9 protein-coding genes are annotated in these 16,477 nt (G+C 44.4%); all 9 read right to left on the bottom strand.

The annotated features are described in order from the left end of the window. Position 1 precedes the first annotated feature (1 nt). Positions 2-2,374 carry a hypothetical protein gene (locus R8G66_21490; GenBank protein MDW3194960.1) on the bottom strand — a complete coding sequence of 791 codons (2,373 nt, stop codon included), beginning with the start codon at positions 2,372-2,374 and terminating at the stop codon, positions 2-4. 11 nt (positions 2,375-2,385) lie between these two features. Continuing rightward, positions 2,386-4,035 carry an MFS transporter gene (locus R8G66_21485; protein ID MDW3194959.1) on the bottom strand — a complete coding sequence of 550 codons (1,650 nt, stop codon included), beginning with the start codon at positions 4,033-4,035 and terminating at the stop codon, positions 2,386-2,388. 309 nt (positions 4,036-4,344) lie between these two features. Continuing rightward, positions 4,345-4,722, bottom strand: coding sequence for a cupredoxin domain-containing protein (locus R8G66_21480; GenBank protein ID MDW3194958.1), 378 nt, complete (start codon positions 4,720-4,722; stop codon positions 4,345-4,347). A 96-nt stretch (positions 4,723-4,818) separates the two neighbouring features. After that, a complete protein-coding gene (locus R8G66_21475; GenBank protein MDW3194957.1) occupies positions 4,819-5,250 on the bottom strand; it encodes an Rrf2 family transcriptional regulator in 432 nt (143 codons plus the stop codon). Positions 5,251-5,391: 141 nt separating this feature from the next. Next, positions 5,392-6,735, bottom strand: a complete 1,344-nt coding sequence (locus tag R8G66_21470; protein ID MDW3194956.1) for a TIR domain-containing protein — start codon at positions 6,733-6,735, stop codon at positions 5,392-5,394. A 6-nt stretch (positions 6,736-6,741) separates the two neighbouring features. Further along, positions 6,742-9,108 (bottom strand): amino acid adenylation domain-containing protein, encoded by a 2,367-nt coding sequence (locus tag R8G66_21465; protein ID MDW3194955.1) that lies wholly within the window; start codon positions 9,106-9,108, stop codon positions 6,742-6,744. A gap of 41 nt (positions 9,109-9,149) precedes the next feature. Beyond that, a complete protein-coding gene (locus tag R8G66_21460) occupies positions 9,150-11,975 on the bottom strand; it encodes a TonB-dependent receptor plug domain-containing protein (protein ID MDW3194954.1) in 2,826 nt (941 codons plus the stop codon). Next, positions 11,972-16,078: a TIR domain-containing protein gene (locus tag R8G66_21455; GenBank protein MDW3194953.1), complete on the bottom strand. Its 4,107-nt coding sequence runs from the start codon at positions 16,076-16,078 to the stop codon at positions 11,972-11,974. Before R8G66_21455 ends, R8G66_21460 begins: the two co-directional genes overlap by 4 nt. Continuing rightward, on the bottom strand, positions 16,075-16,476 hold the full coding sequence (locus R8G66_21450; protein ID MDW3194952.1) for a hypothetical protein: 402 nt from the start codon (positions 16,474-16,476) through the stop codon (positions 16,075-16,077). Before R8G66_21450 ends, R8G66_21455 begins: the two co-directional genes overlap by 4 nt. Between the last annotated feature and the right edge of the window lies 1 nt (position 16,477).

Below are 16,477 nucleotides of genomic sequence, written 5' to 3'. Positions count from 1 at the left end.
CCTAGGCTATGGCAGGTAGGAGGACTTTTACCTCATAGGTTCTTCCGGATTGAAAATCTCGAATGACAGATCCTGATAGCTTTTGATTATCTACTGTAATCTCTGTAGAAGCAATTTGTTCCGTTTTTTGAAATGAAACATTGAAAGTAGCACCTCGAAATACTCTCTTCACACGTGCATGTTGCCATTGAGCAGGTAAATTGGGGCAAACGCTAAGCCCCTCTCTGCTGCCCTGTAAGCCGAACAGGCCATCGATCAAAGCTCTGTACATCCAATGAACAGTCCCTGTATTGAACAATTGGCTGGATCTTCCGGCAGTTCTTGGAAATTGCTGGTAAGCGCCTCGATAGTAGTTGGGAATAAATACCGGTAATTGCCCCCTTTGTATCAAATCCATTTGATCCGGGCCAGGGATCATCTTTCTTAATACGTCAAATGCTTTGTCTGTGGCGCCAATTTGGTACAGACCATAAACATAAAAAGCTGCCGCATGATTATAAATAGAGCCATTTTCTGCGGAACCGGGATGTTTTTGAGTTACCCTACCCACATCTTCTCGCATGCTGGTGAAGGCGGGGGCGAGCATTTGTACGCCATAGGGAGTTTCCAGGTGCGCGGCTACTGCAGCTTGTATTTTCACTTTTTGCTCATCGGAGGCGCATCCACATAGGAACGCCCACCCTTGAGGGTTCAGGAAGATCTTCCCTTCTTCATCTTTACTGATCCCAAAGGTCACGTGATCATCCGTTATTCCTCGAGCATACCATTCCCCATCCCACAAGTGCTCATTGATCGCAGCTTTTAGATCCTCAAGGTTTTTTTGGAAGACATTTAGGAATGGTGTTCCCTGATGAGCAGCGGTAATGTCCAACCAGGTTTGTATGGCATAAGAAGTGGCCATAGACAACCACCCCGAAACACCGACGCCTTTCGGTCCGACCATATTCATCGGGTCACACCAATCTCCTTGATTGATGTAGTTCAATCCTCGTTCATCACGATTTTCTACCAACCATTTTAAGGCAAGATCAATGTGATGAGCAACTGTACTTTTTTCATTAGCATCCCCAAATGGAATTTCTATGTCCAGCAGGGCATAATCATCTGTTTCATCGAGGTAGGCTTTCAGGCAGATAGGAAGCCAGACACAGTGATCGGTATGGGGGATTTGGTTGATATACTTCAATTCGGCATGCTCCTGAATGAGAATACCATCAGGCATAGCACCGCTGATCTCTTGTTGACTCAGTGCAGTAAGAAACGCGTTTCTCGAAATTTCTGGCTGAATGTAAGCCATGCCCATGTTGTCCTGAAGATAATTTCTGGTTTGTGGGTCGGTACTCAAACGATTGGTTTCACCATGATAGTACACCTGGCGGGGTAGCCAGTGATTTACCAAATTGTCAAGGACCGGATCAGGAGTTTCAATTGTTAGACAGCCTTCACCTGCATCGAGATAGTTCAGGTAGGCATATTCAGCCTTCTGAATTCCATCTTTATTCCCCAAATACTGCGAATGTATGGCTTTGATTTCCTTTTCATCAAAAGCAGGACCAAACAGGAAACGATAGGTTTCAGAGGCATCTGCCTTGAGGTCAATCCGGAATTGCATGATGCCGGCAGGTGTTTCGTAGCGAGCATCTCCTTTGTTTAATTCGGCTTGTAATACTCCGGTTGGGGCATGTAGGCCACCTTCACCTTCGAAATGCGCCTGGTTGACTTCCCATGAATCCGGCTGACGGTCCGCCATGAAATAGGTGTAATCTTTAAGTGTCTTAATTTTTCGGTAGTCTGCAAGCTTTTGGTAAGGAGTGATCGCTTTGCAAACGACCGAATTAAGTGATGGGTCGTACCAGCCGGATTGGTTCATCCATGACATGTACCCAATCGGGAAGTAGGGATAAAGGCTTAGTTTTCTAAGGTTTCTACTTTCATTGGTCAACGTGGCTTCCCATATCTCCATAGGTTCGTCCAGGGGCAAGGTTAATTTCAACTGAATTTTGATGCCATCCTTGATGAGTATCCACTGAATGTCACTTTTGCCCGCCGAAAATGTGAAATGATCCAGATCTGCTCTGACAGGTTCGTATGGTGCTGAAAAAAGAGATTGCGTTGCTTCATCTTTGATGTAAAAGAACCTGCCAGGATGATGTGCATAATAAGGCTGTTCCGGCTGCATGAAGGTTTTGGCCTCCAGATTGGGGGCGTAGGCATACTTGGCCGGTTCGGGTTGCATAAACTGAGCAACTGCATAGCCTCGACAATTCATGTGGATCATCATCTTCTTATTCCAAAGGAATGCAGAAGCTTTGGGTAATGCTGTTGGACTACTGAGATTTAGTCGCTCTCCCCCGTCAGAACGTTCTATCAACATAGGTAGGCGGCTTATTTATTTTCTTGTTTAGTTGCTAAATTCTGGTTGATTTCTTTCAACTTTTCACCATTGAGGTTGTAGAATTTCAAGGCAAAAATGGCGGCGAAAGCAAAGAATGCCGGAACCAAGGTCTGTAACCATACAATACTAGTTAAGGACGCCCCTTCCTGGACAGTATTCGCAGCGTATCCCATAGAGGCTAATACCCAAAGGATCCCTGCGGAACCTAAAGCACCACCCAATTTTTGAGAGAATGTAGCCGCTGAGAAAGTCATAGCGGTGGCTCTTCTTCCTGTCTTCCATTCATTGTAGTCAGCCGCATCCGCATACATGGACCATGTAATGGGAGACTTAGGTCCTAATGAAAGACTGATTAAAATATTGAGGATAAACATGATGATAATCTCAATGGGCAGATCCGAGCTATCCGAAATGGTCCCATCAGTTGCTGTTTTGATGACACTGATTACGCGATTACTGCCTTCTGATGCTTCACTTAATTTCAAGGTGGGGCTATCCGTTTCAATTTGCTTTCGGTCCTGAATGAACCAAAATATCCCTGTTTCATGAGATATCCATCTGATCTTATCAGTCGGTTTGATTGGTTCACCTAGCAGATCTTTCGCTTCAAGGGTGATGGCTTCAGTCGCAGAGATGGTTCTCACCCCATTGGAGGAAGGTTTTGGTACAAAAGCAAAGAGAATACTCAATCCTCCGACGAGTCCCATCAGCAGCATCAATAACCTGGCTTTGTCCATCAATTTCGTCAGGTAAGGAGCGGACAAACTACCCATAGCGTAAGAGGCCATTTGAATTCCGATGTATGCTCCCATTAAATCTGGTCGTTCTACGAAGTATTTGAAATAGTATGTGGCAGAACTTCCCCTGAAAACAATGGTCATCATGATAATCATGGCTAAAGCAAATAGTATGAGCCATGGTTTATTATCCAGTAAATCTTTGATATCGTCCAGAGGGTTGGTTTTTTGCTCTTTTGGAGGTTGAACTCTCTCCTTCGTTGATAAAAAAGTGATGAGGAATAAGACGGTTGCTACAGAGGAATAGAGTGCCATGGTCAATTGCCAACCTCGGGCTTCATTGCCATTAGCGAAGTACTCGGCCAACCCAGGGGTAAATGCTCCAACTATGATTCCGGTAAAGTACGCAAAGAAAAACCTCCAGCCGAAAATGGAATTTCTTTCGCCCGCATCAGCTGTGATTACCCCTGCCAACGAAGAATAAGGAGTACTCAGGATGGTATAGCAAAGCATCATCATGGTATAAGTACCGTATGCCCACATGAGCTTAACTCCTTCGGACAAATCGGGGGTACTCATGGTCAAAATGGCTGCAGCTGCCATAGGAACTGCTCCAAACAATAAGTACGGACGGAATTTTCCCCATCTACTATTGGTTCTGTCTGCGATGGCTCCCATTGCCGGATCGGTACAAGCATCAACTATTTTGGTCACTAAGAACATGGTGCCAGCTGCTGCTGCGGATAACCCAAAAATATCTGTGTAGAAATACGAGAGGTAGGACCCAATAATGATCCAGTAAAAGTTGAATCCAGCATCACCAACTGCGTACCCTATTTTCTCTTTAAAGCTTATCGAAGAGAGGATTCCACTTTCTTTTTTAGAAGAGGTTTCGGTCATCATTTTCAGATTTAGGAAGATTTTTCAAACTGGAAATGATTTAAAGCTAGAATAACGGAGTTGTAAACGGATTGATTCCGGAATTATTGAAACACTGATCCGACTACTTGGGATCAAACACCTTGTTGCCTGAGTTCGAATTGGAAGGTATTCTCCTTTTTTGATGTCCCTTTTAGGTTCAGAAAGCGAACTGGAATCTATTACTTTGGCCTCGATGGAATTGCCCGAAAGTAAGCGGGAGTTTAGTTGGGTAAAACAAAAAAAAGAGGCCCGCGGGAGCAGACCTCTTTAACCAACCATAAAAACTCACTACTACTCACTAACTGTAATTGTGTATTCTGGGGTAGGGTTTAGCGGACAGAAGTACTTGTAAGTACCTTCCCCTAACTCTACCACTTGAGATCTTGCTGTTTCTCCTTTCTTGATCGTATTCGCTAAGTACCCTGCTTTGATATGATCGCCAGCTTTACCTTCTTCTGTAGTGTTCGCTACTACCAAACCTACTTCTCTGTCTACTTTCTTGTTAGTTACTTCGAAGATGTATTTACCTGGCTTAAGGTTCAATGATGATTTGGTGAACTTACCATCTACTTGAGTCAATTTGACCACTTTAGGTGCGTCTTGTGCTGAAACTTGACTAGCTGCAAAGAATACGAATGCTGCTACGAGGAGGATTGAGAACTTTTTCATTTTTTTGTGTTGATATGTAATTTCAAATGTTACAGTTATTAAACCCATTAGTAACTCTAAAAGTTTCAATTAGGGTGAAATTTTTTTATTTTTTTTTCAGGCTATCGATAAATCAAGGATTTCAACCAATTGAGTGGATAAATTGGCCACGTTGGATTTTTCTAAAGAAGGCCTCATAGCAAGCTCAGCCTCGTCAAAGGTGTCTTTGATCAGCAATTCCAGGTTACAGCTGATATCACAGTCGTCATTGATTTTATGGCGGGCAAATAGTTGCTCTTCCTGCACAGCTTTGTAAATGGTCCAAAGTGAGATTTGTTCAGGCGCTTTGGCCAGGAGGAACCCACCTTGTGCACCAGCGATGCTATCTACGATGCCATTCTTTTTGAGTTTGGCCAGAAGTCGGCGAACAACCACGGGATTGGTGTCCACGCTTTCTGCAAGCTGGGTGGAGGATTTAAATTCTCCCTCTTTCAAGTTCAGGAATAAACAGATCTGGATGGCTTTGGTGAAGTCGGTACTGGCACGCATAGCATTATAACTTTATAAGTTACAATACGAAGGAATTACAGTTAGGTTACTTTTTGGGTCTTTACGTTGCTACAATAGGATTAAGTCCCCCTTTAGGAAAGGGGGTGGCTGAAGACCGGGGGATTTAGATTTAGAAGAAGTCTAAAATATCTCAGGAAACAACTTCACGCCAATGATCCATAAATTCATGATCATACTCAGGAACATACTGATGAACATCCCAAGGTTCTTTTGCTTGATTCCTACCAGGGCAAAACAGAGATTGAGGAACGCAAATAGGCCAAAAGTGTACTCCGATACAGAGGATAGGTCATCTGAATTCAGTACGGTGATGAGCTGAGGTACAAGTGAAATTGGATTGGCCAAAGAGACGATGCCAATAAAGTTATCGAAAGCTTTCCTTTCCGTGAGAAAGGAGGTCAGCCGGTTTAGGAAGTGCAGCAGCTGCTTCGAGATGTTGAGTGCTTCGGATGCTTCAATGAATGAAAGGTGAATTTCGGAAGGAACCGCCGGAGGCCTTACATTTTCAAAGGTTGTTTTCAGCCACTTTGATGCCTCTATACGATCGAGTCCATATAGGAGAAGTCTTGGGTCCTGGTCTGCTAATTGCCACTGCAATCCCTTTTGCAGGAGCTCCGTGTGTTTTTGAACATACTCACGCTCTTCCAGAATTACATCATGAATATGATCGAACAATTCTTGTGCCTGTCCTCCTCCGGTATAATATAGAATCTTGCCCTGTCGAATCTCAAAAGGGAGATTGTCCAGATACGCGTGAGGCTGCTCATGCATAACAGGTATGATTCGCTTCTTCAGCTTTTTCGCATATTCTAATTCCCTGAGGGCGTACTCGGATCTGACGGCATGAGAAGAAATTACGAAAATGAAATTATCTGCTTTTTCAATAAGCCGATTCACTTGATCTAAATGCCGGATCTCGAGCGGTACCAGACCGTCATCATGCCAGGTGTGAATGCCTTCTTTCGTCAGATAGTCTGACATGTCTTTGACGAACTCCCTACTGCTCTTCCGTCCATAAGAAATGTAGGCGTCAAGGTTTTCACGATCACCTACTTCAAAGCCTTCAGATTGCTTTTTAGCCGCATTAAGGTGATGGATGACCTGATCCAGGTTTTGGAACCAATGACCGCCATTCCGCTCCACTCGTTTCCCAATCTGATCGAGTGAAACCAATTGATCTTCGGTGAATTCATCACCTCCATCCTCTTTCAGGTAGCAATAGATCGTCCGATCCGGTCTTTTTATCGCGTCATCCGTGACCTCAGCAAGCGAGTAAAAGCCAGTCAGCTTAGGAGTGATCACATAGAGTGAGAAATGACAATGCCGGCGTTCGTACAATTCTCGTTCATGTGCTTCTTCATTCCAGTCATCGACCACAGGGTTGAAGTACTCGATATCGATGTTTGATATCACATAGTCTCTCCAACTCGAACCGTTGACCGTCCCACCTAAATATACTTTCATGGTTTGTTAATAGGCTTTAAGGATCTGGCTGATCAATTGAGAGTTTGTGCCCAACCAGGGTTTTTTGAGCATGTCCTCGTGATTGCCGGCTCCTTGAATTTCTTTGAAATTTCCTTTTGTACAATTGCTCCAGGGGTGAAAGAAAGGGACTCCATCCACTTTTCTGTCGCCAAAGGTAGTCCGGTTTTCGGATGTAAGTAGGTACACGTCAGCTTTTACGGATCCTTCAAAATCATTGAGTTCAAAATTGACCAGATCGTAGTATCGAGACAAGTCTTCCAGGGCATTGTCACTGGCGGCATCGCCCAATTGTGCCATGGCTTCTTCTTTCATGATCACAATATCCGCAGGCATGGTTTTGGGAATGTATCGTTTTCGGAATGCATCGATCATGATGATCGCTGAAACTTTCTTGCCTTTGGCTTCCAGGAGCTTACAGACTTCAAAAGCAAGATTGCCACCACCACTGTACCCCAAAAGTACGCAGGGGAAATGGTCATCCTTTGTAAGGGCATCAGCGTAACTTTTCAGCGGATCCATGAATTTCCCGGGATCTTCCAGCGTGCGATACAAATGGTCCTGATCGCCTTTGATCAGTTCTCGAAATGCCATGGGACCACCTATGGCCGCCGGAAAGCAGTAAACGGCAGTTGCGTCGATCCCTTCATTGAATTTTGAAAAGACCGGCTGATCCCTTGCGGTTTGAACAGACCGCACCAGTGTTTCCAGAGTAGGGGAACATACAACTGGCCCCATGCTGATCCGGCAATTGAATTGTTCTTCAAGATCTACCACCAGATTGACCAATTGAATGGACTCCATTCCTGCATGAAACAAGTTAGTTCCTTTCGTTAGCCGTTTGATCCTGCTGTTGGCAATGATCAATCGTTTAATGAGGTCCGTAATATTTTCGGTATCTTCTAAAGAAGGCTGATCAGTGGAAGTAAGTTTTTTTGCATTGGAACGCATTTGCTCCAGATCCAGCTTTCCATTGGCCTTGACCATCCAGTGGTCTGACAGGAAGTATTGTGTAGGGACCATCCAGGAAGGTAGCTTTTTGGAAAGGAATGCCATCAGCTCTTCCAATTCCACGTCTTTGGTCTTTAAGTAAGCATGTAATTGATGACCTTCCTTGCTCACATTGGCATTTTCTATGCCCGGATAGCTTAGGATTACTTCTGAGATTTCAGCAGGTTCTACCCGATAACCCCGGATTTTGACTTGATCATCTTCCCGTCCCAGGTATTGCAGGGTGCCTTGCTGATATTGGACCACATCACCACTGCGGTAATATCGGTCGCCCTCAATTTCTACGAAGCGAGCTGCTGTAGCCTTAGGATTGTTCAGGTAACCCATTGCCAGACAATCTCCACCGATATAGAGTTCACCTTTCTCACCTGCTTGAACTGGTTGTTGATTTGAATCCAGCAGGAGGATCGAAGCACTAGGAACAGGTTGTCCGATGGGCACATACGCACTACTGGCCAATCCATCGTATTGCTGGACAACACAACCCACTGTTGCTTCGGTAGGTCCATATTCATTGAAAATATCTGCTTTTTGGAAAAGGTTGGAAATGCGTATCGCTTCTGTTCGAGTCAATGCTTCCCCTCCAACGACGAAGGTGGTAATGTTTCGATGGCTGGCGTTCTCTTCCGAGATCATCGATAAGTGTGTCGGCGTACATTTTAAGAACGTGACGCGCTCATCTTTTAAGGCAGCAACCAGGTTTTGAAGATTGGATCCCGAATTGTAGATGGCGAGTGTATTCCCGGTGATGAAAGGAAGCAACAGCGATGTGAGCGTCATGTCCACAGAAGGGGAGGTGATCAGCGCAATGACTTCATTTCCTTCCTGTTTGATGTAAGTATCCCACGCATATTTGAGGTAAGCCAGGATCGCTCCATGCGACACGATCACACCTTTAGGTTTACCAGTCGTACCGGAAGTATAGATTACATAAGCAGCATCGTTTGCTTCTACCGAAGGAAGTCCTCCAGGTTGTATGCGTTGCTTCAGCTCATCGATTGAAAGATGTATACCTTCGGTTGCCCCGTTCCAAATACAGTATTTTGCCTCACTGTCCTGGATCATGTATTTCATGCGATCCTTTGGAATATTTGTATCAAGAGGAACGAAAACCGCACCTGCTTTCAATATTCCCAGAATGGCCAAAGGCAAATCCGGACCCGGATCGACGCAAATGGCCACACGATCACCTTTTTGAATACCTGAATTTATTAGGTGAAGCGCAATATTTTGTGTCAATATATCTACCTCTCCGTGAGAGATGTGCTGCTCCTTATAAAATACAGCGGCATTATCTGCGCGTTGATTGAGGAGGCCTAACAATGTTGGGGTGCTGGTTGTCATTTTTAGTCATGGTTAAATGTCTGTGCTATACGAAGGGTGGTTTATATGTCTATGCCCAGGGTAAGGAAGAATCGCCGACCAAAGCCGGGGGAGCCCTGAATGGCCCAGGATTCATTGTTACCAGTTGTGGGGTATTGTATGTCGACATCAAACATATTGGTGATGTTCAATGCAATATACAGGTTACGAAATTTGTTTCTCTGATGATCTTCTTTCAAGGAAGAAGGGCTGAATCTTATATTCATGTTGGTCACCACATAACTAGGGACTGTTTGACCCAATCTTCTTGGAACACCCTCGTCCAGGGTGAACTCTGATCTGGAAGAAGATATGTACCGTGAATTAAGTCCTAATTGCAAATCAAAAGGCTTTAAAGACCAGTAATAGGAGCCTTTGAGATAAGCCAGTAATACCGGGGAAAAGGAAGCGGTACTATCTTCGACAGACAGGGTTTCGGTAAGCTCTTGTATTTCGTCGGATTGGTTGTACGAACCACTGACCTCAATGCTCCACTTGCTCGGTTCTTGAAGTAAGAAGCCGATCTCGGCACCGTAAGTTGTTACATTACGAGCATTGCTACTACCAAATACGGATTGCCCATTTCTCGTTGAAGAGATCCTGCTGATCAGATTTTCGATCTCATTTCTATAGAAACTCGCGTTTAAACTTGATCTTATTTTGCTATCGGGGTTGATCTTACTTTCCCGAATAAAGTTCAACTCCAGTGTTCGGATCAAGGGAAATGATAGCGCATTATTGTCCGTGAAATTTCCAAAGGAAGGCCTTTTCCGCGCCTCACCAAACAGGAACTTCAAGAAGTTAGTGGGATTGATGTTCAGGACCACTGCAGCCCTTGGAATGAATACAGGTTTAATTCCGGTGATACTACTGGAGTTTGGAGGAAAGACCAGATTATCAGGAATAGTATCTGTTGTATTGATCGCGGCATCAGAGAGAAAATCAAAATCACTGAGTTGCTCTAGCCGGCCGCCAGCTGTCACGAATACTTTATTCTTGACCACTTCATATTCGAATTCACCAAAAGCTGAAAAAAGGTTCAGTTCAGAATTACCATCCAGCCGAATAAAGTCATTTCCACCTCCCAATGTGTCGTTTGGAAAGTCAAAAGCAGTGAATAAGTCAACAGCAGTTCTGGCGTTCACCCCAACAATACCACTTAGCCGGTCCCAGGATTTTGATGCACTTCCTTCCAATTCGAAAGCCTTGGAAAGAAATGAAGACAAGCCAAATCGATTGCCGCCGGCCGTATAGTCTATTTCTGTGCTGAATTCATGAAAGAACAAGTTAAGGTTCAGGTTCAGGTTATTGTCCCGAGGGGAATGTGTAACCCGGATACCTCCATACGCACTTGAACTTCTGTTTAAAATGCCCGGCGCGTTAGGATTGGCTTGTGGAATAGGACATTGACAAAAGGTATTAGAAGAAGCCGCCGTTGATTCAAATACGCCACGGTTTTCTGATGAGGCTGTCAGGTCCACACTGTATTGCGTTAAACCGGCCTTATCCTGCAAGTTGAGGGAGGCACTAACGTAGCGTTGCTCTACAGGAAGCATCGCTTCGGTTGTTGATCTTAAAGCAGGATTATTACTAATGGCATTTGCTACGCTTACGTTGGTAGTATCGTGTAAAAACCTGCTGAATGGCTGGTTTAATCCATCGGAAAGCGTAATGTTGGTGTTGAAAGCAAAACTCACCCGGTCTTTCTTGTATTTCAATCCACCACTCAGCCTTCTTGTGTCCCTGCTTCCGTAGGACAAAGCCAGGTGTTTTGGTAAAATCTCTTCGTCCGTTACTTCCTTGTCCAAAGGAGCATTGGTGATGATGTTAATGGCTCCGAAGAAGGCACCACTACCATAGAGCACAGACATTGGTCCTCTTACAATTTCGATCCTGTCGATGGCTTCTACACCTATCGGAAACCGTGAAAACGGATAGAAGCCCCAGTATTCTTCATACATGTTCACGCCATTCACAAGGATAATGATATCATTGTTGAAGCCTTGTGAGAAGAATCCTCGCATGCCCACGATAGGGTCGCCTCCTGACCAGGAATAATCACGAAAAAGATAAAGTCCGGTCACATTTTCAAGGATCTCAGGCACAGATTGATAGCCTTGTGCTGCAATCTCTTCTTTGCTTACGATCACCACACTGGCGGGAATCTGCCCAATGCTTTGGTTCCGCTTTCCAGCAGTTGAGATCCCTTGCTGGAAAAATAGTTTTTCAACTGCTTTCAGGGTATCCGCCAGAATAAAGTTGATCCGGTCCGAGGCAGGTAGCTCATTGAAATACTCGGCAATGGAAATGGATTCATCTTCGTAAACTTCCGAGGTAATTAGCAACGAATCCGATTGACTTTCGGATTGTGTAAGTACAATGGCCTGAATGGCATCATCTTCCCCGAATAGGGTAGTGGTTTCTGCAGTGCCATCGGCAAAGTCTATCTTTCTCTTCACCTCAAGTCCTGTAGAGATGAAGCTGTTGCTTTGTGCACTGGGGTAAGCCCTCAGGTCCAGTTGTAAATTGCGGATGAGACTCAGTGAATCCTGAGGGATTAGCCCTTTGAGCTCTATCAAATTGACTTCTTTGGTCTCATAACCATCCTTGGAGATGATCAGCGTTTCAAATCGCTCCTCAACCAACAATTCAAAGTACCCATTGAATTTATTGCTCTTCTTTTGGATCGGTTCTGTGATCCCGGTACTATCTCTCAAGGACAGGGTTGCCCCTTCCGGGATAATACTTGCATCTTTTTGTTCAAGTATATATCCGTAAATAAATTTTTCCTGTGCCTGTGCGAATGTGCACAAGACGAGGAAACATATGATGCTGGCTAACTTCTTCATTCAGTTTCTTCCTCGTTACAGTTACAGAATTTTAATTCATTTTGGACCATGGTTTCTTCCTGGTACCAGGTTTTAAAAATTTCAAATTCCTGATCACAATCCTGAAGTAGGTTGCAGATCTGCTCCACCATCTGAGTGGCCTGGAGCGTGTGAAATTTCACGTAATTATTGTTCTCAACGTAGAACAAATTGCTACCTGTCAGTGCGATATCACTGATGATATCTTCATTATCGCGTTCGACGTGTGCCATGCCAGATCCATCGGAGGCGTTGATTTCACTATAGATTGTATTAAGGATCAGCTTCGTTTTCTCCAATTGATTTCCAAAAGTGATCGCCGCGAAATAGACATTACCCAGCACGATCTTTTTGATCCTGCTTTTAGATTTTTGAGTAACAGCAAATGTTTTATCCCGACTGATCGGACCAATCTCTCCAACTGCTACTTTGCCACTTCGTGTCCCGATCGCAATTTTGAATCCGGCCATATCTATTGCGGAAACCTGGTCTGTATCTGATTTGTCAAGCCTTTTGATCCATGGTCGTGCCATATCCGGAGGATTTAGTTTTCTGCCTCTGACAGTAATGACACTATCACCTTTTCCGTACGAAAGCATGTAACCACCGGATGAACCTTCTATGTCCATTGCTTCTGCGAAAACATAATCTTCGGTTCGCTTGATCGGATGGGGTAATTGGGTCGTCTTGTCTTGCACGTTTTTGTACAATGTGATCTTATCAACTGTAGAAACAGCAACGATGTATTCGTTTAACAACTGGACACCATTTTCTTTTCTTGGAATGCTCGCGATGGCTACTTTTTTTACCGCTTCCGTAGATCGACCCACACGTTCCAGTATTCCATCAGCCAGGCTTAATCGATGCAGTCCATTTCTGCCGAATGCCCAGTAATATTTGCCATCCGGGGAAACAACGCCACCTTCAAAGTCTGTATTCACAAACTCATATTGATTCACGAGTTCGTCCTCACGTGTTCGAATATCCAGCATTGTATGATGTTTGTGCTTCTTCAGCGTGTAGTAATGAGTCGTTTGTGGCGCATAGTGAATCGCAAATGGCCGATAGGGGAGATCATTATTGCCGAATTTCTTAACAATATTCACCTCCGGTTCATAGCGATTTGAAGTAGCCACCCGGAAAAGTGCCGTGAAAATGTCTGGGTCATTCTTGGTGTCCCCACCATCATTTTGATGGAAATAATAAGATTGAATTACTTTCCTGGGGAATTCCTCATCGATCAAAGAACTCTCAGTATTTCGGGTCTGGTAAGCATAGATCAGAGAGGTTGATAACCTGTTTTCGCGACGGGCGATGGTTTTGAGGTTATTGGCCTTTTTCTCATTATCAATGGCCACTAGTTTAGCAGCGTCTGCTTCTACTTTCTTTTGTAAAGCGTCTGCTTCTGCCAATTTGGCTCGATCTGCTTCGCTATTGGCACGGGTGGCTTCATCATTGGCTCTTCGGGCTTCATTATTAGCCCTACGCGCTTCTTTGTTGGCTCGATCTGCTTCTGTGGTTGCCTTTTTTTCATTTTCAACTGCTACCAATTGTGCTTTTACGGCCGCTAATTGTGCTTGCTCGGCTTGTTGCCAAAGGATCAATGCTCCAATCGCGCCAAGGAAGGAGAATATGGCCAAAAGGACAATGGCAATTCGTGTGTAGCGCTTTCTTTTTGCTCTTAAATTGCTTTCATGACGACTGGCCTTGATGAACTTCTGAAAAGTCTCGGGAACATCCTGTTCATGTCCTTCTAACTGGTTCTCGGCATTGTCCAAGGGAAATCCACTGAGTAGCAGATCTCTGGCCGATTTATCTTCACGCTCACTCCACTGCAGGGCAGTAGGAAAGATCTCATTGAAGAATTTCATGAAAGCCTGATCTGTGGTGAGCATGTTGATCAGCTCAAAGGAAGCTTGCTGCGGATTGGCCGTAAAATCGACCGTTTGGTATTGATCAAAGTCCCCGAGCTCCATACCCAGGTCATTTTTCACAATGAAAATCCGCTTTTCCAGGCGCTTGGCCTCTTCCAATTGGAACATGATCCATTCGTCTTCACGGATATCTCCCTGGTCTTGGGAGAGGATCAATACGAAGTTGAGAGAGTTCTTAATACCTGCCTGGATCTCATCTCGCAATTCAGTGACGTCCCCAGTGAGGTAATCATGCTGGTTCCAGGAGGTGAGTTTTTGATTCAACATCTGGATGCCCAGCCACATCGAAAAATTCATCTTGCACTTTTGCCGACAGATGAATACATCGTACGGTGTATGATCAGTGACCGCTTTGGAAGCTTCAAGGTACTCCTTAGTTGTGTCCGATAATTTGAGCGGATATGTTTGCTGATAATAAAGGAAATAGGACAACATGCTTCCCCGCATCAGGTCGGAGTTCTGTTTGTTTCTTGTTGACCAGTGACGCGCACTCATTGAGAGGTAACCCGGACTCTTGTAGTATCTGAATTCATTTCCGATAGTTACAGCTACTTCAGACTTTAAGAGTTCTATTTCATTATCATCTAGTCCGTCAGAACCATCAATCCATTTTACGTCGGGAAGTATCTCAAAGGCTTCGTCTTTTTCCGCAAGACCCATGTTGACGATGAAGATGGGTGTTCCCTGATCTCGTGCATGCTGAAGTTGTTCTTTATAGACATTGTGTGTACTACTGTCATCATTTAGGATGAACAAAAAGTTCATGGCTTTGAAAAGCCCATCCGGAGAACCATTTCTTGGATCGGAACCGACAGAGAAGCCGTCTTTGACAATTTTTTCTACAGCAAGATCTTCACCAGCAATCCAAAATTCCCGGTATCCCAGCTCGCTAAAGGCAAATGATTCGCTGTAATAAGATTGGTGGATTGGAGTGATGGGATTGGTTAAGATCCTGGCTTCCTGCAATTCATGAGACCATTTCTCATATTGCTGGATGTCCTCGTTGTACATCAATACCTTGGTATTGAAGTCTTCCATTTTCCAGGTGACACCCCTACGAAGGAAATTGGTGTGTGTACTGACCAATTCCTGCTCCAAACTGGCTACTTTTTGGATCTGTTCCTCAAGAGCCGCATAGTTCCATTGATCTTTGCCAGTTTCTTCTGGGAAAATGCGGTTGATGTCCCGAATGTCTGCATCGATAAGATCATTTTCAACATCCATTTCCTGTTGAATAGGGATGATCCTCTTGCCATATTCCTTAGCTGTGTCCAGTTCAGCCTGGCAATAGGGAGACAAGACCGCTCTAGTACTGATGATGTACAGGAAGTTGTCGCAATTTCGGATGCCCTTTTCTATGGAAATCTTAAAATCTTCGCCGTGAGGGATGCTGACTTTGTCATACCATACGTCGTACTTCTCCTTCAAATGCTCGTACATGCCACGGGCAAGGGGAGTACTTGGATCTCTTGAGTAGGAAATGAATAAATTTACCTTCCGGCTGGATTCACCTAATGCAATGCCACCATCGATGAATCGCTGCATGTCAGTGGTGAGATCCGGCAGATGATCCGCTGGCTTGATTTGTAATTTTTTCCAGGTGATGAGTCCCTGACTCAGTTTGGTGCCTGACCAGAGTCGATTATCGTCTTCATTGCCCTTTAACCATTGTTCGGTCGCCTGATTGATGGTTTTGTATCCGGCAAAGTAATCTGATTCTAATTTGATCTGCTCATTGGTTTTATCGTCCTTCCCGTATCCCCCGGCATAGTTCAGAAAGTCTGCTATTTCCTGAAGTGATCTGGCCCATACCGATCCATAGGAACTGACTTTTCGGCCCAATTCTTCCAGAGAAATGATCTGTGCAGGAGAGAACTCTGAATTGCCATCTTCGTTGAAAAAACAATAGATCGTTCGATCTGATTTTTTCATGGCATCATCCATGATCTCGGCGATGGAGTAGTAGCCGATTAGCTTGGGAGTGATCACATAGAGGTTGTATTCGCAATGTTCACGTTCATACAACTCTCGTTGATACGCTTCCTCATTCCAGTCGTCTACCACCGGATTGAAATAGTCGATGGTGAGCAGAGGCATGAGTTCCTGTCTCCAGGTTGAATCCGCTACTGTTCCGCCTAAGAAAACTTTCATTGGGTTGCGGTTAGCGTATTAAAAATTTCATCAATTTCCTTGCACCAAATACCTCCATTCTTCTCAACCATTTCGCCTACACGCTTGAGTGATTTGATCTGGTGGGTGTTGAATGCGTCATTTTCATCTGCCTCCATGAAATGAAACAAGGTCTTCTGCGGATTTTTATTAGAGTCTTCAATGAGTTCTGAAATGTTTTCAAAGTCGTCCATCTTGGGAGTGATGAGATAAAGATGAAAATCCGACTGTTTTTTCTGATCCAATTCTTCCTGATATGATCGCTTTGATCGTGCCTGAATCGTAGGGTCGAAAAATTCTATGCCTTTATCTTCAAGTTGTGGGATCAGCTGTTGTCGCCATGTAGATCCGTTTTCTGTGCCATCAAGAAATACTTTCATA

It is taken from the genome of Cytophagales bacterium (assembly GCA_033344775.1).
GTDB lineage: Bacteria > Bacteroidota > Bacteroidia > Cytophagales > Cyclobacteriaceae > JAWPMT01.
Note: the sequence above shows the minus strand (reverse complement) of the source record. Positions and strands in the feature narration are given on the sequence as shown.

What these genes read in the sequence shown, in the direction of transcription:
- R8G66_21490 (MDW3194960.1), bottom strand. Translation starts at nt 2,374, where the DNA reads ATGTTGATAGAACGTTCTGACGGGGGAGAGCGACTAAATCTCAGTAGT.
- R8G66_21485 (MDW3194959.1), bottom strand. Translation starts at nt 4,035, where the DNA reads ATGATGACCGAAACCTCTTCTAAAAAAGAAAGTGGAATCCTCTCTTCG.
- R8G66_21480 (MDW3194958.1), bottom strand. Translation starts at nt 4,722, where the DNA reads ATGAAAAAGTTCTCAATCCTCCTCGTAGCAGCATTCGTATTCTTTGCA.
- R8G66_21475 (MDW3194957.1), bottom strand. Translation starts at nt 5,250, where the DNA reads ATGCGTGCCAGTACCGACTTCACCAAAGCCATCCAGATCTGTTTATTC.
- R8G66_21470 (MDW3194956.1), bottom strand. Translation starts at nt 6,735, where the DNA reads ATGAAAGTATATTTAGGTGGGACGGTCAACGGTTCGAGTTGGAGAGAC.
- R8G66_21465 (MDW3194955.1), bottom strand. Translation starts at nt 9,108, where the DNA reads ATGACAACCAGCACCCCAACATTGTTAGGCCTCCTCAATCAACGCGCA.
- R8G66_21460 (MDW3194954.1), bottom strand. Translation starts at nt 11,975, where the DNA reads ATGAAGAAGTTAGCCAGCATCATATGTTTCCTCGTCTTGTGCACATTC.
- R8G66_21455 (MDW3194953.1), bottom strand. Translation starts at nt 16,078, where the DNA reads ATGAAAGTTTTCTTAGGCGGAACAGTAGCGGATTCAACCTGGAGACAG.
- R8G66_21450 (MDW3194952.1), bottom strand. Translation starts at nt 16,476, where the DNA reads ATGAAAGTATTTCTTGATGGCACAGAAAACGGATCTACATGGCGACAA.